Below are 20,499 nucleotides of genomic sequence, written 5' to 3'. Positions count from 1 at the left end.
ATCAATGTCCCCAGATCAGTTCCTCGGTCCAGCCCAGTTCGGCAAAGTCTTCGGCGCGCAGTGCGCTTTCGCCGGCACAGAAAAATTCATCCAGTTGCGGTGGTTCGATCGACGTCCCGCTGAGCATCGCATGGACCTGACCCCGATGATGGATCTGATGCTCGAACAGATGCGACAGCAGACGCAGACGACTGTCATGTTGCGGTGCGTCGCGCGCAATGGTGACGATTCGCGTCAGCTCGGCATCGCGCAGTTGTTCGCAATAAGCGATCAACCGTCGGTCGACGCGGGCCTGCTCGTCGCGCAACGAGGCGGCTTCGGTAAATGGCTCGTCCTGATTGAAGAACACGTAGCAGTCCGGGTGCGGCTCGTCACCGCGCAGCTCTCGCTCCAGCGCATCGACGTAAAACCAGTCGCAGGTGAGAATGTGGTTGAGCGTCAGGCGGATGCCTGGAAAGAAGCTCACCCGTGGCGCCGCCAGTTCAGCGGCGTCGAGCTGGATCCAGGCCTTGGCCAGACGATGATTGGCCCAGGCATTTTGATAGGCCATGGTCAGCAAATGATGGGACAGCGGTTGGCTCATGTCGGCGCCCTCTCCATGTTCAAGCTTCGGCGAAACGCTGCAGTTGCATCTCTTGTAGACGGCTGAGGGTGCGGCGGAACGGGAACTGCAGATAACCCTCGGTGTACAGCGCATCCATCGGCACCTGTGCCTCGATGTACAACGGCACTTTACGGTCGTAGCACTCGTCCACCAGTGCGATGAATCGACGTACGCCATCGTCGTGCACCGACAACTGCGGCAGTTCGCGATCACCTGCGATCACCCGTACGGCGCCATCTTCGGTGCCGCGAGCAATGCGCCCCTCGCGCTTGCGCGCACTCAGGTTCGGCACTTCGCTCAACAGAATAGCCCGGTAGCGGTCGCACAGCGCGATGAAGTCCATCGCGGCGAACGGTTGCTCGCACAGATCAGCGTAACGGCACCACAGCACGGTTTGGCTGGCCCGCACCACATTGAGCACTCGGTGACCCACGGCAACGGACTCGGCAGCGGCCGGTTGCCCGGCATTCAGTACGTTGAACACCTCGGACAATGCGCTCGGTGATCCGGCCGCACCGACAAAATAACGCCGTTCAATGGCGCCCGGATGCAGGCGGTGATCCTCGGCGCCGTTCACTGCGACCACTTGCATGTGCGCCTTGATCGCGGCAATCGCGGGGGTAAACCGGTCGCGGTTGAAGCCATCGGCATACAGATCGTCCGGCGGCAGGTTGGAGGTACAGACCACCACTACGCCTTCGTCGAACATGACCTGAAACAGGCGCCCGAGAATAATCGCGTCGCCAATATCGTTGACGAACAGCTCATCGAAGCACAGCACGCGGACCTCTGCGGCCAATTCGCGCGCCAATGCCCGCAAGGGATCAGCGATGCCGGTCAGTTGAAACGAGCGCTGATGCACCCACCCCATGAAGTGGTGAAAGTGCTGGCGCCGGGCGGGCACGCGCAGGCTCTGATAGAACTGATCCATCAGCCAGGTCTTGCCGCGTCCGACCGGGCCCCACAAGTACACACCGCTGACGGAGCGGGCACCGCTGTGCAAGGCTTCATGGCATTTTTGCAGCGCCCAGACCGCGTGTTCCTGAGCTTCATCCTGGATGAAGCCCTTATGTTGGACCGCGTGTTGCCAAGCACTCAGGGGGGAGTCGAAATTCATGCGCGGCAGTATGCCATGACCGCGACACGAGCGGCGCTGCACGAAAGCGGTGGGTCAGCCAAGGTTTCCAAACCGATCAATTGCCTTCGCGAGCAAGCCCGCTCCCACAGGTTCAGGTACACCAGAGTTATTACTGACCACCACAAAACCAATTGTGGGAGGGAGCTTGCTCCCGAAGGTGGCGGGCCAGTCAGCATTGATGTCACTGACCCGGCGCCTTCGGGAGCAAGCCCGCTCCCACAGGTTTGGGTACACCAGAGTTATTACTGACCGCCACAAAACCAATTGTGGGAGGGGGCTTGCTCCCGAAGGTGGTGGGCCAGTCAGCATTGATGTCACTGACCCGGCGCCTTCGCGAGCAAGCCCGCTCCCACAGGTTTAGGTACACCAGAGTTATTACTGCCCACCACAAGACCAATTGTGGGAGGGGGCTTGCTCCCGAAGGTGGTGGGCCAGTCAGCATTGATGTCACTGACCCGGCGCCTTCGCGAGCAAGCCCGCTCCCACAGGTTTGGAGTACACCAGAGTTATTACTGCCCGCCACAAAACCAATTGTGGGAGGGGGCTCGCTCCCACATTTGGATGCGATCTCCGCGAACTAAATCCGCTGCAAATCCGATCGAACTCAAGGCAAAGCCATCGGGTCAACCCCGAACACTGGCCTTGAAATCAGGAGACCCGCGATGACTGACTATCCAAAACCACCCTTCCCCCAACAAGCCCAACCGGTGCCCGGCTCGCAGCGTAAAATGGAACCGTACCCCGACTGCGGCGAGCAAAGCTACGTTGGCTCCGGGCGACTGAGCGGCAAGATCGCCCTGATCACCGGCGCTGACAGCGGCATCGGCCGCGCGGTGGCGATTGCCTTTGCCCGTGAGGGCGCCGACGTCGCCGTCGCCTACCTCAACGAACACGAAGACGCCCAGGAAACCGCACGCTGGGTTGAACAGGCCGGGCGTCAATGCCTATTGCTGCCTGGCGATATCGCCGAAAAAGCCCATTGCCAGGCGCTGGTCGACAAGACCGTTGAACGCTTCGGGCGTATTGACGTGCTAGTGAACAACGCAGCGTTCCAGATGACCCACGAGAACTTCGAAGACATCCCCGATGACGAATGGGTGATGACCTTCGACGTCAACATCACCGCGATCTTCCGCTTGTGCCAGGCGGCGATCAAACACATGCGTCCCGGTTCATCGATCATCAACACCAGTTCGGTCAATTCGGACATGCCCAAACCCACCCTGCTCGCCTACGCCACCACCAAAGGCGCCATCGCCAACTTCACCGGTGGCCTGGCGCAGATGCTCGGGCCTAAGGAAATCCGCGTGAACAGCGTGGCACCCGGACCGATCTGGACGCCGTTGATCGTCTCGACCATGCCCGAGGAAGAAGTGCAGAACTTCGGTGGCAACACGCCACTCGGCCGCCCCGGCCAGCCGGTGGAAGTCGCGCCGATCTACGTGCTGCTGGCGTCGGATCAAGCCAGTTACATCACCGGCCAGCGCTACGGCGTGACCGGCGGCAAACCGATGCTGTAACCGTGTTCAAGAAAAACTGAACCCAGCGGCATGACGCCTCTCCATACCTGTAAGCGCCCAACGGGCCGTCAGGAAAAGGAGATCGTCATGTCCGCACCGATCGTCAAACTCTTCACCCAACCCAATTTCGCCTGGACCGATATCCGCCGCGAAGAAGAGGCTCATCCGCGCCACTATCTTGCGCATTTGCTGGTCCTGGCGCTGATTCCTGCTGTCTGCCTGTTCGTCGGCACCACCTATGTCGGCTGGAGCCTCGCCGCGGGTGAGACGGTCAAGCTGAGCGCCGCGAGCGCTGTTCAGTTGTGCGTTTTGCTGTACCTGACCATAGTTATCGGCGTGGCGTTGATGGGCGGTTTCATCCGCTGGATGTCGCGCTCCTTCGATACCCGCCCGACGCCAAATCAGTGCATCGGCTTTGCCGCCTACACCGTGACGCCTTTTTTCATCGCCGGAATCGCCGGCCTTTACCCAAGCCGCTGGCTGGCCATTCTGGTGCTGGGGGCGGCATCGGTGTATTCGACGTTCCTGTTGTTCGTCGGTCTGCCGACGTTCATGCATGAACGCCGGGAGCAAGGCCTGTTGTACTCGGCGAGTGTCTGGGGCGTCGGTCTGCTGGTGCTGGTGACAATCCTGGTGTCGATGATCCTGCTGTGGTTCAACGTGCTCACGCCTGAGTATTTGCGCACCCATGCGGGTTGATCCGGTGCGTTTGCGCCTGACGACACGTGGCGGTGCCCGAAGATGAACTTCAGCGTATGGGTCGCGGTGCTCGGCGGCGTGCTGCTGACCCTGGCCCTGACCTCTTCGTGGCTGCGCTGGCTGCCGGTCACAACGTCAGCGGTGTGCCTGCTGCTAGGCATCGTTATCGGCCCCAGTGGCCTGAACCTGCTGAAACTGTCGCTGGAAAACGCTTCGCTATGGATGGAGCACCTGACTGAAGTCGCGGTGCTCTTTTCGCTGTTTGTCTGCGGATTGAAATTGCGCCTGCCGCTGCGCAACAAAACCTGGTGCATCGCTTTCGGCCTCGCCGGGCCGGTCATGCTGCTGACGATCATCGGCGTGTGCCTGCTGCTGCATTGGGGCCTGCAATTGCCGTGGGGGCCGTCATTGCTCATCGGCGCGATTCTCGCACCGACCGATCCGGTCCTCGCCGCGCTGGTGCAGGTCAACGATGCGCAGGACGTCGACAGCGTGCGTTTCGGCCTTTCCGGAGAGGCTGGACTCAACGACGGCGTTGCGTTCCCTTTTGTAATTCTCGGCCTGCTGTTGTTGCACGGCGATGGCAGCCCCGGTGAATGGCAGGACTGGGTGTTGCGCAGCCTGTTGTGGGCCGTGCCGGCGGGTCTGCTGACCGGTTACTGGATGGGCCGTGGCATCGGCCGCATCGCCCTGTCACTGCGGATTCACAATGAGGACAGCACACTGGGGCCAAATGACTACCTCACGCTGGCGTTAATTGCACTGGCTTACGTGGCTGCGGATGCAATAGGCGGCTACGGATTTCTCTCAGTGTTCGCCGCAGGCCTCGGCTTACGCCAGGAGGAAGTCAAATCCACCGGCGTCACCCAACCACCGGCCGAGCAGCTGGTGCAACCCGTGGTTGGCCATCAGAACGTCGAACCGCAGGACGCGGTGCATGGCGATACCGCGCAACTGCAGGACAGCCAGGTGGCCGCCGGCATCATGATGGGCGACATGCTCGCCTTCGGCAGCCTGGTCGAGCGAGCGATGGAAGTGTTTCTGGTCACCCTGCTCGGCGTCGTACTGATTGCCCATTGGGATTGGCGAGCGTTGTGGATTGGCGCGGTACTGTTTTGTCTGATTCGTCCGCTGAGCGTGGCCGTGATGCCTTGGGGCAGCTTGCTCAGTTGGCCCCAACGCGGGCTGATCGGCTGGTTTGGCATTCGCGGCATCGGCAGTCTGTTTTATCTGTTTTTTGCCTTGAACCACGGCTTGAGCGCCGAGGTGGCGACGGTGTGCACCGACATCACCTTATCCGTGCTGGCCCTGAGCATTCTCCTGCACGGCGTGAGTACGCAGCCAATGCTTGCGCGGTACGAGCAGTTGAAGAAACGAAAAAGCTGATTTTTCAAGCGCTTCAAATCGTTGGAAATAATCGAATTTTTTTCTGCAAAAAAATGGATCAGCCAGCCCCGAGCGCGGGTCACAACATTAACCGCGCCAATCACCCGGCGCGGCCCGGCAGGTTCGGTTCCCCTGCGGCACGCTGCCTATGAAAAGGAACCTCGACAACATTAAGGTCACGGTCATGAACGAATGCTCGACTCCTGCGCAAATCAAGGCTTGCAGAGCGCTGGCTCTGGAACGCAACCGCCAACTGTTCGAAGAAGCCCACGCGCTGAACAAAGCGGCGAACGAACTGCTTGAAACGACCCCGACGGACTTCGAGCGATTCGAGCAATACCGAGCCTTGCGCAAGAAAGCCGATGCGAAGTTTGAAGACGCGATCGACCATTTGTATGTCTTGAACGAAGATTTCCCGCCCATTCCAGCGGCGGTGCAGAATGCCGTGCAAACGCGACGTGAGCTTGAGACGGCGTAATCCAAGACTCATCACCCCAGCGCTCTCTTTCGCCAGAGGGCTGGGGTGAGGAGACATCCCGCCCCACCACCAATTCAGCGCAAGCGACTCGTCGGCCCATCCACCTCATGGATTGGTCACCTGAATAAACACCGCATAAACGCCCAACAAAACCCAGAACGTGGCAAAGATCCACGGCGTGCGCACCGAAAACAGCAGCGACTTGCGATAGCCCTTGTGGCTCGATTCCATCTCGCTGAACAGCGGCGACTCGTCATAGGCCAGGCCCATCACCGGTTCACTGTGCAGCAATTGGCTTTGCTTGAAATGCCAGTGGTCAATGATGTCGTACGCCGCGCGAATCCCCGGCCAGGCGTTGAGCGAACTGAGCACGCCGAGCAACGCCAGAAACGGCGGCACCACCAGGGTGAACATCTTGCCCCATTCCGGATTGAGGTTAGCCATGCACGAGGCGAAGGCGATCACCAGAAACGACTGCGCCGCCAGATAGGCGTCGGTGCGATTGGCGAGGATGCTGGTCTCGTACTGGATTTCCCGGCGATAGAAATCCAGCCGTTCCTTGGGCGAGCCGAACATCTTGGCGTTATGTTCGGTCAGGGTTTCTTCAGCGGTCGACTGAGTCAGTATGCGAGGCAAAAGACGCGCCCTCCAGATGAATAAAGACCATTGGAAGGCTGCGTATTCCGACAAGTTCAGCCGGATCGACCAGTGTCCCTTTTCATCGACCGGGCGATGATTTCGACCAGGTTCATCTGCGTGAATGGCTTGGGCAGTCGTGGCAGTTGCGCGGCGAACCCTTCCAGGCGTTCGGCATAACCGGTGGCGAGAATGATCGGCAGGTCCGGCTTGAGCAAACGCACGGCATGCGCCAGTTGCGCACCGCTCATGTGCGGCATGGCCATGTCGGTGATCATCAGGTCGATGACTTCGCCCGCATCGAACAGCTTCAGGGCCTGATTGCCCGAGGTAGCACTGACCACCCGATGGCCGAGGTCCTCCAGCAACAGACTGGTGCTGGTGAGCACCAGAGAGTCGTCGTCCACCACCAGTACGCTGAGCCTTGGCACCGTGATTGGCTCGGCAGACCGGCTCTGTGACCGGCTTGGCGCGCCCTCGCCGGCCACCGGAATCCACAGTTCAGCGGTGGTGCCGTGGCCTTTTTCACTTTTGAGGACGAAACGCCCGCCCAACTGTTCGATAAAGCCATGCACCATCGACAGCCCCAGCCCGGTGCCTTTGCCCAAGCCCTTGGTGGTGAAAAACGGGTCCCTGGCCGAGGACAAGGTGCTAGCGTCCATGCCCTCGCCATCATCGGTCAGACTCAGGCAGACATAACGCCCCGCCGCCAGCGTCGCATGGCTTTGTTCAAGCACCACTTGCGGTTGCGCAGCGATGATCACGCAGCCACCTTCTGGCATGGCATCGCGGGCGTTGGTGGCCAGGTTGAGCAACGCCAGTTCCAATTGATTGTTGTCGGCGAGTACCGGTTCCAGCCCCTCGGGAAACCGCGTCTCGATGCGGATTCCCGGTCCCAGCGAGCTGCGCAGCAGCCCGGTGATACCTTGCACCAGTTGCGGGATATCGACCGACTCGGTCTTGAGTTCCTGGCGGCGGGCGAACGCCAGCATGCGCTGGGTCAGCGATACGCCGCGCAAGGCACCTTGAGTGGCATTCTCCAGGAGGCGACCGATCCTGGCGTCGTCACCCACGCGCTTCTGGACGATTTCCAGGTTGCCGAGAATCACCGTCAGCAGGTTGTTGAAGTCATGGGCGATGCCGCCGCTGAGCTGTCCGATAGCCTGCATCTTCTGCGCCTGGAACAACGCTTCGCGGGTTTTCTCCAGCGCCACCTGCGCTTCGTGGGCCTCGGTCACGTCACGGGTGATCTTGGCAAAACCCAGCAGCGTGCCCGTGTCACCGCGAATCGCATCGACCACCACGTGGGCCAGGAAACGCGTGCCGTCCTTGCGCATCCGCCAGCTTCGGTTTTCGAAGCGCCCCTCGCGGGTGGCGATTTCCAGCGCCCGCTGCGGCTCGCCGTTATCGCGGTCTTCCGGGGTGTAGAAGATTGAAAAATGCTGACCGATGATTTCTTCCGGCAGATAGCCCTTGATCCGCTGGGCGCCCTGGTTCCAGTTGCTGACGCGCCCCTCGGGGCTGAGCATGTAGATCGCGTAATCCGTAACGCCCTGCACCAGCAGGCGAAACTGCTGTTCGCTTTGCTTGAGGGTTTCCTCGGCCATCTTGCGGTCGGTCAGGTCGCGGGTGATCTTGGCGAAACCCAGCAACTGGCCATTGGTGTCGATGATCGGATCGATCACCACGTGCGACCAGAAATGCGTGCCGTCCTTGCGTACCCGCCAGCCTTCGCCTTCAAAGCGTCCTTCGTTGATCGCGGTGTCGAGCGCCTGTTGCGGCAGGCCTGCAGCACGGTCGTCAGGGGTGTAGAACCGCGAGAAATGCTCGCCAAGGATTTCGTTTTTCTCGTAACCCTTGAACCGCTTGGCGCCGGAGTTCCAACTGGTGATGATGCCATCCGGGTCGATCATGTAGATCGCGTAGTCGACAACCGCATCGATCAGCAGCCTGAAACGCCGCTCCTCGATCGCAGCCGTCCTGTTGTGTTCACTCATCACTTTCACCGCACAGTGTCATGTGCTGAAGTATGCGTCATTGCGTCGAATTGGACAGCCACCGGGTCGTTTTTGAGCGCCCACCAGCGCGGTAACAGCTGCTGGACCCGGGATTCGGCAAAGCGGTCGTCAATCAGTACCACCACACCCCGATCTTCACGGGTGCGAATCACCCGGCCGGCGGCCTGTACGACTTTCTGCACCCCCGGATACAGGTAGGTGTAGTCATAACCGGCACCGAAGATCGCCGCCATGCGCCGCTTCAGTTGTTCGTTGACCGGATTGAGCTGCGCCAGCCCGAGGGTGGCAATGAATGCGCCGATCAACCGGGCGCCGGGCAAATCGATGCCTTCGCCGAACGCGCCACCCAGCACAGCAAAACCGACGCCTTGGCTGTCCGCGGTGAACTGGTCGAGGAAGGCTTGTCGCGCCCCTTCGGCCATGCCCCGCGACTGTTGCCACAAGGGAATCCGGGGATGGCGCTCAGCCAGCAAGGTCGCCACTTGCTGCACGTAATCGAAGCTGCTGAAAAACGCCAGATAATTACCCGGGCGCTCAGCGAACTGGCGTGCAATCAGTTCGACGATGGGTTCCAGCGAGGCCTGACGGTGATTGAAACGGGTCGAGATCTGGCTGACGATGCGGACCTGCAACTGCTCGGCGGCAAAGGGCGATTCGACGTCGATCCACACCGTATCGCCCGGGGTGCCGAGCAGATCGGCGTAATAATCACGCGGACTGAGCGTCGCCGAGAACAGCACGCTGCTGCGCGCCGCTTTCAATCGTGGCCCGATGAACGCCGCCGGCACCACGTTACGCAAACACAGTTGCGACATCGGACGCGGGCGGTCGAGGTCGCGTTTGCTGATGTCGAACAGGTAATGCGCGTCATACAACTCCGCGACACGGGCAAACTGCAGCAAGTCGAAATAGAAATTCTGTAGTCCGCTGTCCAGACCCTGCGGATGCTCATTGAGGTAATCGCCGATCGCGCCGCAGGCCAGGGCAATCGCTTGCAGCAGTTTTTCCGGGGGCTTGTCGTACGCCTGATACGCCGCCAGTTGCGGGGCATGCAGGGCGTTCCATTCGCGGTTGATCCGTTGCAGGGCTTTTTTCAGCGCTGCGGGTGCGGTTTTACGCACGCTGGCGAGGGTGAACTGATCAAGGCTGGCGCTGTACATTTGCCGGCCGCGCTCAACCAGGTTGTGCGCCTCGTCGGCCAACACCGCGACTTTCCATTGATTGAGCTGCGCCAGGCCGAACAGCAGCGCACTGAAATCGAAGTAATAGTTGTAGTCGGCGACCACCACGTCAGCCCAGCGGGCCATTTCCTGGCTCAGGTAATACGGGCACACCGCGTGCTGCGCGGCGACTTCACGCATCGCCGCCTGATCCAGCAGGTTGACCCGGGCCGCGGCTTCACGGGCGGCGGGCAAGCGGTCGTAAAAACCCTGCGCCAGCGGGCAGGATTCGCCGTGACAGGCTTTGTCCGGATGCTCGCAAGCCTTGTCCCGCGCGACCATTTCCAGAACCCGCAACGGCAAGGCCGGCGATTGGGCGAACAACACCTGACTGGCATCGAGTGCCAGCTTGCGCCCCGGCGTCTTGGCCGTGAGAAAGAACACCTTGTCCAGCTGCTGCGGTGCCAGCGCCTTGAGCATGGGAAACAGCGTGCCGAGGGTTTTGCCGATTCCGGTCGGGGCCTGGGCCATCAGGCAGCGACCGGTGCTGACCGCCTTGAACACCGACTCGGCCAGATGCCGCTGGCCCGGACGAAAGTCGGCATGAGGAAATGCCAGTTGCTGCGCTGCCAGATTGCGCGCCTGACGATGGGCCATTTCCTGTTCGGCCCAGTGCAGGAACAGCGCGCATTGCTGTTCGAAAAACGTTTTGAGCGCCTCAGCGCTGTACGCCTCGATCAGGCACGTCTCCTTTTCGCTGACGATGTCGAAGTACACCAGCGCCAGGTTGATCTGCTCAAGACCCAGCTTGCCGCACATCAACCAGCCGTAGATCTTCGCCTGCGCCCAGTGCAACTGGCGGTGATTGGCCGGTTGCTTGCTCAAATCGCCACGGTAGGTTTTGACTTCTTCCAGGCAGTTTTGCGCCGGATCGTAGCCGTCCGCCCTGCCCTTGACTTTCAACTGGCGGAACTCGCCTTCCAGCGCCACTTCGCTCTGGTAGTGCGCGCTGCGCCGCGCGGCCACGGTGCGATGGCCGACAATGCCTTCCAGCGCTGTCGGCGACGGGGTGAAGCGCAGGTCGAGGTCACCGGTCTTGGCGGTGAACTCACACAACGCGCGCACTGCAACGCTGTAGCTCAAGCGCTCTGCTCCAGCCATTGCACGTAACACACCGCGACCGGCATCTGATGCGCGTGACAGAATTCCAGCCAGCGCAGTTGGTTGTCCTGCAAGCGGTCGCCGGGGCCTTTGACTTCGATCATCCGGTAGGTCTTGTGCTGCGGCCAGAACTGGATCAGGTCAGGCATGCCGGCACGGTTGGCCTTGATGTCGAGCAGCAGACGCCTGAACCAGTGCTTGAGGTGTTCGGCCGGCAGGCAGGCCAGCGCCTGCTCCAGCAGGTCTTCATGCAAGGCGCCCCAGAACACGAACGGAGACTGTATGCCCCATTTGCTGACAAACCGGGCGCGAATGGTCTCGGCATAACGGCCGTCGTCAAGTTCGGCCAGGCACGCCTCGAACAGCTCGGCGCGGCGTTGCTGGAAGTCTTCGTTCAACAGGTCAACCGGGCCGCGCTGGAACGGGTGAAAGAACGCCCCCGGCAGCGGCGCGAAGATCGCCGGCCAGCACAGCAGGCCGAACAGTGCATTGATCAGGCTGTTTTCCACGTAATGCACCGGGCCGTCGTCGTCATGCAGGTGCGCCTGCACATAAAACTCAACCGACAATGCCGGGTCGCTGCGCGGCAGTTGCAGGTCCAGGCGCTCGACCGGTCTGGCCTTGACCCGTTTCAGCGGTGGTCCGCCGAGTTTGCGCCGCAATCGCGGCACTATGCGCTGCAGGCCCTGTTGCTCGGCGGCACTTTCCGGCGCCTGTTCAGCCAGCGTGGCGAGTTCCAGCGCCAACGGGTATTCGGCGCAACGCTCCAGAACGCGGATCATGCGCAACCGCGCGCCGGGACAGGCGCTTTCGCGGTAGACGCTCAGCGCGAAGGCAAGCTCGCCGATGCGCTCGGCGTACTGGCCGATCTGGAACAGCACCTTGTCCCGACGGCGTTGCAGCCACGGATTGTCGAAGTGCAGCGCGCTGACCTGCTCGGCGATGGCTTGCAGCGGTTCGCCCGCCTCGAAACGCAGTTGGCACTGGTGCAGAAACAGGCAGGCGTCAACGTCTGCCCGGCTGCGCAGCCCGCGGGATTCGCTGCAGAATTCAACTTTTTCGTAGATAAAGATGCCAAGGTCGGCCAGCACGAACTCCGACCAGTCCTGATACAGGTTGCCGAAGAACATCAGCCGCAAGCGATCGCACAGGTCCATGATCGTCAGGCTGAACAGCCGATCGTCGAGCAGCGGCGCCCAGTCGCACAGGCGTCGGGCGTCGGCAAACTGCTCGGCCAGCAGCGGCAGCCAATCGTCCTTGCGCCCCTTGGGCTGGTCGATGAAAGGGCCGAATGCTTGCAGAATCTCGGCCTTGAGCAACACATCGAACAAGTCGACCATGGACAGTGACGCCTGCGCGTCGAGCCAGCCGTGATCAAGCAGCGGCTGCGCGGCCTGCTCGATATCACCGATCTCGTCATAATTGAGTTTGCTCGCGCGAAAATGCACGCCCTTGCGCATGACCAGCCGCACCAGCAAACCCTGTGCAGCCAAGGGCAAGGCTTTGAAGTCGCGGATGAACCCGTGCTCGGTTTCGCTCAGCACATCGGCATAACGAAGTTCAAGCCAGTCAAGCACTTGCCGGAAGTTGTTGAGGTAATAGAACGGGTCTTCGAGGGGATTGGCAGTCACGGAAATTCAGGGCCATGCGGGCGAATACTGGTTATGCGTACAGATACCAGTTCTGCCCCGCCGGGTGCAAACGGAAAAGGATCAGCGGCATTTTTTAACTGAGCCATCGAACTTTTCCCGGCGTAGTGGCACCAACCGCGTTAGAGGCCGACAATGCTCGGCATTACGTGATGAGGAATCAGAGGTGGGTATGAAAATCAAGGCACTGGGCATCCCCTTGGCAGTAACGGCCCTGCTGGCCCTGGGCGGTTGCTCGACGCAAACAGTGGTCACGTTGCAGAACGGCACCCAATACCTGACCGAGGACATGCCGAAGACCAAGACTGAGGATGGTTTCTACGAGTTCGAGGACATTTCCGGCGCCAAGGTCAAGGTTCGCGCAGACGAAGTTGCGACCGTTCGCAAGGAAGACTGACACGTCGCGGTCTTCCCCGTAGAAGCTGCCGAACCTTCGGCAGCACCTACAGTGATCGTTTCGTCATTCGAAAGTCGGCATTCCGGGAATGCTGCCGTCGCAAGACAGGTAACTCCCGCCCCGCTTCACCAATTCCCCCTGCAAACGTTGGCAACGCTCCAGATCCTGCTGCACCATGCGGTCGATGCTCAGATTGCCAGTGGTTTGCGGCACCTTGCCGTCGCCCAGGCGAATCGTCATGAACGGCTGTTCCGGCTGAATCTGAAAACGGCTCTTCTCTTCGACCGGCTCCACCGGTTCGGTTGCCGCCGGCGCCGGCAGCTGATCAGTGGTGATGCCGTAGCGGCTGAGTATCGAGCTTTGAGGCAGATCGGCCCAGACACTGGCCGAACTCAGCACCCATGCAATGAAACCCACAGACCCCTTGAAACCTTTCACGTTTGAATCTCCTGTGCTCATGGGCGGCTAGCTGTAGAACGTGTGTACACGTGCTGGCTTTAGGCCGCTTTTCCTGTTTTTGCAGGGTTTGGAGTCACGGAGTGGCTATCGAGTCACTTTTGATACCTGTCGTGGCGAGGGAGCTTGCTCCCGCTGGGGCGCGCAGCGGACCGAAAATAAGGGTGAGCGCTGCGCACTCAAGCGGGAGCAAGCTCCCTCGCCACAGGGGTATGGATCAGGCGATAACAATCCCGTCAGCACTCAAACTCCCCAGCGACACCCCCACCAAGGTCACCGAATCCGCCCCGAATGTCAGCAGCGTATCCTGCCCTGCGCTGGAGGCGTGTGCGCGAAAATCATCTCCCGGCAACACACCCTGCACGCCCAGAAATACCAGTTTGTCGTTGGCCGTATAGCCAACCACCCGGTCCTGGCCGAACGCACCATTGAACAGGAAGGTATCCGCGCCGCCCCCCGATTCCAGCAGATCGTTCCCGGCGCCGCCGACAAACACGTCATTGCCTGCGCCGCCGATCAAATGATCGTTGCCAGCAAGACCGAATAACCAGTCACCGCCGGCATGGGCCTTGAGGGTATCGGCGCCAGCGCTGCCTTTGCTGCTCGACTCGTAGGCGGTGAGGCTGGTGCCGGATTTCAAACCGCTGGCTGTGACGCTGTGCACCACATCGTCCTTGAACACGCCCCAGAGGAAACCGGGTTCCTGGGTGACGATGCTGCCGATGTCACGGGTGATGCTGATCCCGCCGTTGGCATCGCGGATATACAGGGTGCCGGCGCCGTCGTTGGCAAAGTCGAAGTTCTTCACCGTCTGCTGCAAATCCAGCGTGTTGCTGCCCTGCCCGCCGAGGATGACGTTGTAACCACCGCCGTCACGGAAGCTGTCGTTGCCGGCGCGCCCCTCCAGATAGTCGCTGCCGCTACCGCCCTGAATCAGATCGTTGGCGTCGCTGCCGATGATAAAGGTGCTGCCCTTGTGGGTCTCGGCATTGCGGTTGAGGTCTTGCACCCAGGTGTTGGCCCGCGCCGGGTCGGACAGGTTGGCGACGATGATCGTCGAGTCGCGGCTGGTCAGGTCATAGAACGCCGACTCCAGCACGCGGGTCATGCCGTCGCCGTAGCCGGTCGGCAGGTGTGAAATCCACGTCGGGATATTGAGGATCGAGTACGGCAGCACGTTCCAGGCATTCGAAGCGTAGTGATCGTTGAAGCTGACGATGTTGTCGGCGGTCGAGGCGTGCGGCGCATCGTGCACGCCGACCGAAGCGCCGGTGAACGTCGAGCCGTCGAGGGCGCGGAACACCGGGTCGTTTTCGTAGCCGATGTTAAGCACCTTGTCGGTGCTGCTCTGGGTGGGTGAGGCGTAGGCGATGTAATTGGACTCGGCAAAAAATCCGCCCCACTTGTCGCTGCTCAGATCGGCCATGCTGTTGACCGCCAGGCCGCCGAGGCTGTGGCCGCTGACCAGCACGTCCTTGCCGGTCAGGCCGTTGGCCTGGGCGAACGCGACGACGTCGCTGAGCAGATTGCCAAAGGCTTCGCCGACATAATTCTTCGCATAATCCGCCGGGCCGAACGCGGCGAGCAGGTCGTTGATCACGTCACCAATCGAGTCGCCAATGAGGATTTCACGCGGGCCGCTGGTGCCACGAAACGCAATGCCCAGCTCCGTCAGATGCCCCTGCGCGTCGTACTTGCCGAGGATTTCCACTTGCGCGCTGGTGTAGCCGGGCTTCTCGCCGAAAAAGGTTCCGCGGGCGTCGGTCTTGCCGTCGTAACCCAGTTGCGCTGCGGTGATCGGTGTCCAGCCGGCCTGTTTCACCGCCTCCAGGGCAAGTTTTTCCGAGTCGGGATTCCACGGGATACCGGGAATGACACCCTGCGAATCCGTGCCGCCAATCAGCGCGGTGACTAGCGTCGCCGGCAGGCCGAGGCCGAAGCCGTTGTCCTGATAACCGGCGGCAAAGCCGTTATCGAGATTGTGGTAGGAATACAGCGTGATCGCCATGGCATCGCTGAACAATGCCTGTGACTCGGCTGTACCGTAGTTTTTGTAGTCATACACACCCATTGCCATTGCCTCTCTTGTTGTTGGAATTGTCAGAGATAGCTCACAGCCAGAGCGCCCCACGGGGACGCCCCGGAGCATTTCACAACTTCTTGCACATCACCCCTTGTAGGAGTGAGCCTGCTCGCGATAGCGGTCTGTCAGTTGAAACATCCGCAGCTGTGACACCGCTATCGCGAGCAGGCTCACTCCTACATGGGTTATCAGGCGAACATGAAACTTGAGTCCGACAGATTAGCCACTCCGACCCCGATCAGGGTCACGGCATAATCGCCAATCTTCAGCACGGTATCGCCGCCGGACTGCGCCGCGTGCTGTTTGTAGTCGTAGCCCTGCCCCGCGCCTTCGACGCCCATGAACACCAGTTTGTCGCTGCCCTGATAGCCGTTGATCGCGTCAAAACCGAACGCGCCGCTGAACAGAAAGGTGTTGTTGCCGCCCGTTGCCGTCATCACGTCGTTGCCGGCGCCGCCAACGAACGTCACCTGGCCCTTGTCGCTGATCAGTTGGTCATCGCCACCGAGGCCGAACAGCCAGTCACCGTCGGCGCTCGCGTGCAAGGCATTGCCGTAGCCATCGCCATTGAGTGAGTGGCTGTAGGGGGTGAGTTCGCTGCCGTTGCTCAAACCTTTGCCGGTGATGCCCCAGGTGATCTCTTTGCTGCCCCACCATGAACCCGATTCCTTGCTGACCAGTGCGCCGATGTCGCGGGTCAGGCTGATGCCACCGTAGGCGTCGCGCACGTACAGCGTACCGTCACCGTCGTTGGCGAAGCTGAAATTCTGCAGCGGTTTTTGCAGCTCGAAAGTGTTGTGGCCCTGGCCGCCGAGGAGGATGTTGAAGCCGCCATCATCACGGAACCGGTCATCGCCGGCACGCCCCTCCAGGAAATCATTACCCGCCCCGCCCTTGAGCCAGTCACTGCTGTCGGTGCCGATAATGAAGGTGCTGCCGGTGTGCGGCTCGCCGCTGCGACCGAGATCCTCGACCCAGGTTTTGCCTCGGGATGCCTCTTCCAGATTGGAGACGATGATCGTCGAGTCCTTGCTGGTGAGGTCGTAGAACTTCGAATCGATCACCCTGTTCAAACCGTCCGCATAGCCCAGCGAACTGTGCGCTGACCAGTTCAGCGGATTGGCGATGCTGAATGGCACCAGGTTCTGCGCGGTGGAAGCATAGTTGTCGGTGAAGTTGACGAGGTTGTCGGTGGTCGAGTCGTGCGGCTTGTCGTGCTTGCCCAGCGACGCGGTGCTGAACGTAGTGCCGTCGAGTACGCGAAACACCGGATCGTTCTCGAAACCGATGTTCAACACATTGCTGCCCGTGCTGCTCTGGGTCGGCGAGGCGAACGCGATGTAATGGGCGTCCCTGAAGAAACCGCCCCAGTTGTCCGCGCTCAACTCGGCGACGCTGTTGACCCCGAGCCCGCCGAGGCTGTGGCCACTGATCAGCACGTCCCTGGCGGCAATGCCGTTGGCAACCGCGAAGGCGGCGACAGCCTTGAGCAGGTTGTCGAACGCGTTTTTCGCGTAATTGCTCGCGTAATCCGACGGCCCCACCGCTGCCAGCAGATTGTTTTTCAGGTCGCCGAAAGTGTCGCTGTAACCCAGCCCGCCGGTGCCGCGGAAGGCAATGCCGAGGCCGATCAATTTGCCAGCGGCGTCGTATTTGCCGAGCACTTCTGCCTCGGCGCTGGTAAAGCCTTCCTGCTCACCAAAGAACGTGCCCTGCGGCCCGACCTTGCCCTGATAGCCCAGCGCCGTCGCGGTGACCGGCGCCCATGCGGTAGAGGGCAAAGGCTTGCCCGTTGGCGTGTAGGCATACAGCGTCAGCGCGATGGCATCGCTGTACACCCCTTTGCCATCGGCGTTTTTGTAATCGAACAATCCCATGTGCTGCGCTCCCTTTTCTTCAAAACCGGCAGCTCGGCAAGAGCTGCCGGTCACGCGTCAGAACTGCCAGTCGAGGGTCAGACCCACGCCGTGGTCCTTCTCATTCGAACCGATCAGCCCGTTGTAATCCAGGTTGACCCGCACATCGCGGTTCAACGCCAGGCCGGCACGCACGCCAACCACCGCGGCATCGCGGTCCATCGACACGCTTTGCACAGTGAATGCGCTGTTGCCGTTGGCGAAGGCCAAATGACTGTCGGCATCGACGTCGCTCAGGTTGTGCTGCCAGCCGAGACTGGCGCCCAGTTCCAGCTGATGTTGATCCGACAGGGCGAAGCTGCGTTTGGCCCGAACACCCAGGGTCGAGAGCACCACATCGCGATTGTCTTCACCGCCCTTCAGCGCCGCGGCATCACCCTTTTCGGTGAAGCTGTCGGTGTTGAGGTGCACGTAGGACAGGTTGGCGAACGGTTCGAGGTTCATCGGTTGCAGGCCCAGATCGTAAGCGGCTTCGGTGAACAACTGCGCCGTGGTCGCGTCACGCTTGGTTTTCTGTTTGCTGCCGACATCGCCGATCTGCAGGTCACGCTTCACGTCGATGCGGTGCCAGCTGTAGGCGCCGCCGACGGTCAGGCGCAGGGCATCGATTTCATGGCCCAGATACGCGCCCAAGTGGTAGCTGTCGACTGACGCCGAGGAATGCGTGCCGCTGCCCATGCTCAATGAGCTGTCGCTGTAACCGGTGACGAAACCCAGCCGCGTATCTTCAGCAATCAAGCCATCGACACCGGCCAGCAGGCCGCCGATGGAGCTGTTGGAGTCGGCGTTCTTATGCCCGCCGTCGCTCTCTCCCCAGGAACCCAGCACCTTGACCCAGGCATTGCTGCCCGCGTCGGTGGGCGCGTCGGCATTGAACAGATCGCGCTCACGCAGGCGCTCACCGACGGCCTCGCGCAGGTAGCGGCTGTCGTTGATCAGCAGCGTGCCGATGGCCGGGTGGATCTCGCCGGACAACTGTTGAAAGGCTTGTTGCGCCGACGCCGCGTTGGGCGACAGCAACAGGCTTTCGAACAACGCGTTGCCCGCACCCAGGCGCTCGGCAGCGGCACCGACCGCACGCTGATTCGGCGTCAGGCCGACGCTGGCGAACGAGGCGGCGTTACGCCCCACCGCCAGCTGGATGCCGTCAGCCGAATAGTCCAGCGTGCCACCGAGGAATGCATAATCCGGCAACACCTGGCCGAAGCGCCCTTCAATGCCGCCGGCCGCTTGCAGGATGTTGTAGCGCGTGCCGAGCAGGCTTTGCACTTCGCCGGTGCTGAGCAAGGTCGGACTGTTTTCCAGCGCCATGCTCACCGTGGCGCCCTCGATCACCGCTTTGCCGGTTGCATTGATCTGGTCGCTGCTGGTTGGCGACAACTCTACGGCGTAGGTCGAACCCGGCGCGAAGGTGACGTCGCCAGCCACGTTCAGAGTGCCGATCGAGTTACCCGGCGCCACCGTACCGCCGCGGTTCACTGCCAGCGCGCCGATGCGACCGTTGCCACCGAGGATGCCGCCGTCATTGACCGTGACCGCCGATTGCAGCGAACCGTTGACGGCCAGGCGGCCCTGATTGATCAGGGTCGGGCCGCTGTAGCTGTTGTTGCCGGTCAGCACCAGCGTGCCGATGCCTTGCTTGGTCAGGCCGCCGTGGCCGGCAATGTCGTTGCGCCAGGTGTCGAGGCCGCAGGTAATGTCGGTGCACACGCGTTCAGTCGGTTTGCCTTGATCGATTATCGCGCCGATACCCGGCAGATCGGCGACAAACTGCCCGGAGCCGTAGGCGCCCTGAATCCTGAACTCCTCGGGAATGTCCTGCTCGGTGACGAACATCGACGGGCCGTCGATGCCCTTGCGCAGGTTGATCATGCCCCAGCCGTACAAGGCGTCGATGCCCGGTGCGCCGAGGTCGGTGGCGGTGGTTCGCAAGACCGTGGCGACCTGATCGCCGGTCATGTACGGGAAACGCTCCATCAGCACTGCCATGGAACCGGCCACATGCGGCGCGGCCATGGAGGTGCCGTTGTAGTTGGCGTAGCTGGTGGTCAGGTTGTCGGCGTTGGTGCCTTCGATGATCGCGCTGTAGATTTTAGTGCCCGGTGCCGAGACGCAGAAACTCGCCGTATAGCCGCAACGCGAGGAGAACGTACTCATGATGTACGGATTGGCGCTGGCCAGATCCGGATTCTTTTGCAGGGCCGCCACGGTGATCCAGTTCGGCGCGATGTCCGGCACGAAGTAACCGAGGCCGGCGATGGCATCCGGGTTGTTGAGGTTGTAGTCGTTGCCGGCGGCGAAGATGGTCACGATGCCGCTGCGCGCAGCAGCTATCGCGCCGTCATAGGCGCCACCGGGTTTGGTGCCGAGCAGCGTGCGAATCTCGTTGAACTGCACCTGCGCATCGTTGACGGTAAAGTGTGGGTACGCCGGATCACGGCCGCCGAGGTCGAAGCGATCAGTGATGCCGATCCCCCAACTGTTGTTGATGATCCGCGCACCGCTGGCGATCAGCGCGTCCCAACCGGCCTTGTACACCGCGCCGTCGTTGCCACGGACGATGCCGTCCTCCGGGCCTGGGTCGCCGTTATCGGCACTGATGATCTGCGCACCGAACGCGACGCCGTGCATCACCCCACCGTCACGACTGCCCGCGGCGATACCGCCGACGTGAGTGCCGTGTGCCCCAAGCTTGCCGTTGGAGCCGACCGAGGGCGAACCGTCATAAAGGAACGCATCGCCGGCCTTCACCGGGATGTACGGGTCGGTGTATTCGCGGATGCCGCTTGTGACCAGAGTGACGACTTTATTCGCGCCGGAGAATTCCGGGTGCGCGGCGTATACCGGCTGATCGAAGATCCCCAGTTTCACACCCTTGCCGGTGTAGCCGGCGGCGTAGGCATGATCGGCGCCAATCGCTCCCAGGCCCCAGTCGGCCTGAAACTCGCTGCTGCGCCAACTCGACGGATCACCCGTGCGGCCATTTTCGACATACGGTGCGGCTTGCGCCATGGCGCTGGCACACAGCATCGCCAGCGTCAGGGTTTTCAGGGCAAAGCAGCCGCCCGTTTGCGCGGGGGTATTGTTGTTTTTCATCCAGCGACCTTCCTTAGTGTTGTTGCGAAAAATCCGATTGCTTCAATAGCTGTGGCGAGAGGCACCTTTGTCCGCTGTAGCCAATGACACACCGCACCTGTG

The 20,499-nt window shown here is 61.3% G+C and carries 15 protein-coding genes; 5 read left to right on the top strand and 10 right to left on the bottom strand.

The window, feature by feature from the left end; genetic code table 11:
• Position 1 precedes the first annotated feature (1 nt).
• Together HU739_RS04085 and zapE are read right to left on the bottom strand one after the other, a co-directional pair.
• Entirely contained in the window at positions 2–583 is a 582-nt protein-coding gene (locus HU739_RS04085) for a DinB family protein (protein ID WP_186548322.1), read from the bottom strand.
• 19 nt (positions 584–602) lie between these two features.
• On the bottom strand, positions 603–1,721 hold the full coding sequence (zapE, locus tag HU739_RS04080) for a cell division protein ZapE (protein ID WP_186548324.1): 1,119 nt from the start codon (positions 1,719–1,721) through the stop codon (positions 603–605).
• A gap of 683 nt (positions 1,722–2,404) precedes the next feature.
• Between zapE and HU739_RS04075 the strand changes: the two genes are divergently transcribed.
• The 4 genes from HU739_RS04075 (at position 2,405) to HU739_RS04060 (ending at position 5,825) form a co-directional block, all read left to right on the top strand.
• Positions 2,405–3,262 carry a glucose 1-dehydrogenase gene (locus HU739_RS04075; RefSeq protein WP_186548326.1) on the top strand — a complete coding sequence of 286 codons (858 nt, stop codon included), beginning with the start codon at positions 2,405–2,407 and terminating at the stop codon, positions 3,260–3,262.
• A gap of 87 nt (positions 3,263–3,349) precedes the next feature.
• Positions 3,350–3,961 (top strand): Yip1 family protein, encoded by a 612-nt coding sequence (locus HU739_RS04070; protein ID WP_186548329.1) that lies wholly within the window; start codon positions 3,350–3,352, stop codon positions 3,959–3,961.
• Between the two features lie 42 nt (positions 3,962–4,003).
• Positions 4,004–5,347, top strand: coding sequence for a cation:proton antiporter (locus HU739_RS04065; protein WP_186548331.1), 1,344 nt, complete (start codon positions 4,004–4,006; stop codon positions 5,345–5,347).
• 184 nt (positions 5,348–5,531) lie between these two features.
• Positions 5,532–5,825 (top strand): hypothetical protein, encoded by a 294-nt coding sequence (locus HU739_RS04060; protein ID WP_186548333.1) that lies wholly within the window; start codon positions 5,532–5,534, stop codon positions 5,823–5,825.
• A gap of 105 nt (positions 5,826–5,930) precedes the next feature.
• Here HU739_RS04060 and HU739_RS04055 read toward each other — a convergent pair whose 3' ends face one another.
• From HU739_RS04055 to HU739_RS04040, 4 genes are read right to left on the bottom strand one after another with little or no spacing between them, the layout of a single operon-like run.
• Positions 5,931–6,461 (bottom strand): hypothetical protein, encoded by a 531-nt coding sequence (locus tag HU739_RS04055; protein WP_186548336.1) that lies wholly within the window; start codon positions 6,459–6,461, stop codon positions 5,931–5,933.
• Between the two features lie 56 nt (positions 6,462–6,517).
• Positions 6,518–8,458, bottom strand: a complete 1,941-nt coding sequence (locus HU739_RS04050; protein ID WP_186548338.1) for a hybrid sensor histidine kinase/response regulator — start codon at positions 8,456–8,458, stop codon at positions 6,518–6,520.
• A 5-nt stretch (positions 8,459–8,463) separates the two neighbouring features.
• Positions 8,464–10,782, bottom strand: a complete 2,319-nt coding sequence (locus HU739_RS04045) for an ATP-dependent DNA helicase (protein WP_186548340.1) — start codon at positions 10,780–10,782, stop codon at positions 8,464–8,466.
• Positions 10,779–12,431: a VRR-NUC domain-containing protein gene (locus tag HU739_RS04040; RefSeq protein ID WP_186548342.1), complete on the bottom strand. Its 1,653-nt coding sequence runs from the start codon at positions 12,429–12,431 to the stop codon at positions 10,779–10,781. Before HU739_RS04040 ends, HU739_RS04045 begins: the two co-directional genes overlap by 4 nt.
• A gap of 190 nt (positions 12,432–12,621) precedes the next feature.
• On the opposite strand from HU739_RS04040, the gene HU739_RS04035 reads away from it, so the two are divergent.
• Positions 12,622–12,846, top strand: a complete 225-nt coding sequence (locus HU739_RS04035) for a YgdI/YgdR family lipoprotein (protein ID WP_186548345.1) — start codon at positions 12,622–12,624, stop codon at positions 12,844–12,846.
• A 63-nt stretch (positions 12,847–12,909) separates the two neighbouring features.
• Here HU739_RS04035 and HU739_RS04030 read toward each other — a convergent pair whose 3' ends face one another.
• The 4 genes from HU739_RS04030 to HU739_RS04015 all read right to left on the bottom strand — a co-directional run bounded on the left by HU739_RS04030 (position 12,910) and on the right by HU739_RS04015 (position 20,397).
• Positions 12,910–13,284, bottom strand: coding sequence for a hypothetical protein (locus HU739_RS04030; protein WP_186548347.1), 375 nt, complete (start codon positions 13,282–13,284; stop codon positions 12,910–12,912).
• Positions 13,285–13,519: 235 nt separating this feature from the next.
• Complete coding sequence (locus HU739_RS04025; protein WP_186548420.1) at positions 13,520–15,373, bottom strand: polyurethane esterase; 1,854 nt, start codon at positions 15,371–15,373, stop codon at positions 13,520–13,522.
• Positions 15,374–15,573: 200 nt separating this feature from the next.
• Positions 15,574–17,262, bottom strand: a complete 1,689-nt coding sequence (locus tag HU739_RS04020) for a polyurethane esterase (protein WP_186548349.1) — start codon at positions 17,260–17,262, stop codon at positions 15,574–15,576.
• A gap of 57 nt (positions 17,263–17,319) precedes the next feature.
• Positions 17,320–20,397: an autotransporter serine protease gene (locus HU739_RS04015; RefSeq protein ID WP_186548351.1), complete on the bottom strand. Its 3,078-nt coding sequence runs from the start codon at positions 20,395–20,397 to the stop codon at positions 17,320–17,322.
• Positions 20,398–20,499: the final 102 nt, after the last annotated feature.

Source organism: Pseudomonas hamedanensis (assembly GCF_014268595.2).
GTDB classification, from domain to species: domain Bacteria; phylum Pseudomonadota; class Gammaproteobacteria; order Pseudomonadales; family Pseudomonadaceae; genus Aquipseudomonas; species Aquipseudomonas hamedanensis.
The sequence above is the reverse complement of the archived record's forward strand: the minus strand, read 5'-3'. Positions and strand labels throughout refer to the sequence as shown.

Coding starts and splice junctions, on each gene's coding strand:
- HU739_RS04085 (WP_186548322.1), bottom strand. CDS start 583: ATGAGCCAACCGCTGTCCCATCATTTGCTGACCATGGCCTATCAAAAT.
- zapE (WP_186548324.1), bottom strand. CDS start 1,721: ATGAATTTCGACTCCCCCCTGAGTGCTTGGCAACACGCGGTCCAACAT.
- HU739_RS04075 (WP_186548326.1), top strand. CDS start 2,405: ATGACTGACTATCCAAAACCACCCTTCCCCCAACAAGCCCAACCGGTG.
- HU739_RS04070 (WP_186548329.1), top strand. CDS start 3,350: ATGTCCGCACCGATCGTCAAACTCTTCACCCAACCCAATTTCGCCTGG.
- HU739_RS04065 (WP_186548331.1), top strand. CDS start 4,004: ATGAACTTCAGCGTATGGGTCGCGGTGCTCGGCGGCGTGCTGCTGACC.
- HU739_RS04060 (WP_186548333.1), top strand. CDS start 5,532: ATGAACGAATGCTCGACTCCTGCGCAAATCAAGGCTTGCAGAGCGCTG.
- HU739_RS04050 (WP_186548338.1), bottom strand. CDS start 8,458: ATGAGTGAACACAACAGGACGGCTGCGATCGAGGAGCGGCGTTTCAGG.
- HU739_RS04035 (WP_186548345.1), top strand. CDS start 12,622: ATGAAAATCAAGGCACTGGGCATCCCCTTGGCAGTAACGGCCCTGCTG.
- HU739_RS04025 (WP_186548420.1), bottom strand. CDS start 15,373: ATGGGTGTGTATGACTACAAAAACTACGGTACAGCCGAGTCACAGGCA.
- HU739_RS04020 (WP_186548349.1), bottom strand. CDS start 17,262: ATGGGATTGTTCGATTACAAAAACGCCGATGGCAAAGGGGTGTACAGC.
- HU739_RS04015 (WP_186548351.1), bottom strand. CDS start 20,397: ATGAAAAACAACAATACCCCCGCGCAAACGGGCGGCTGCTTTGCCCTG.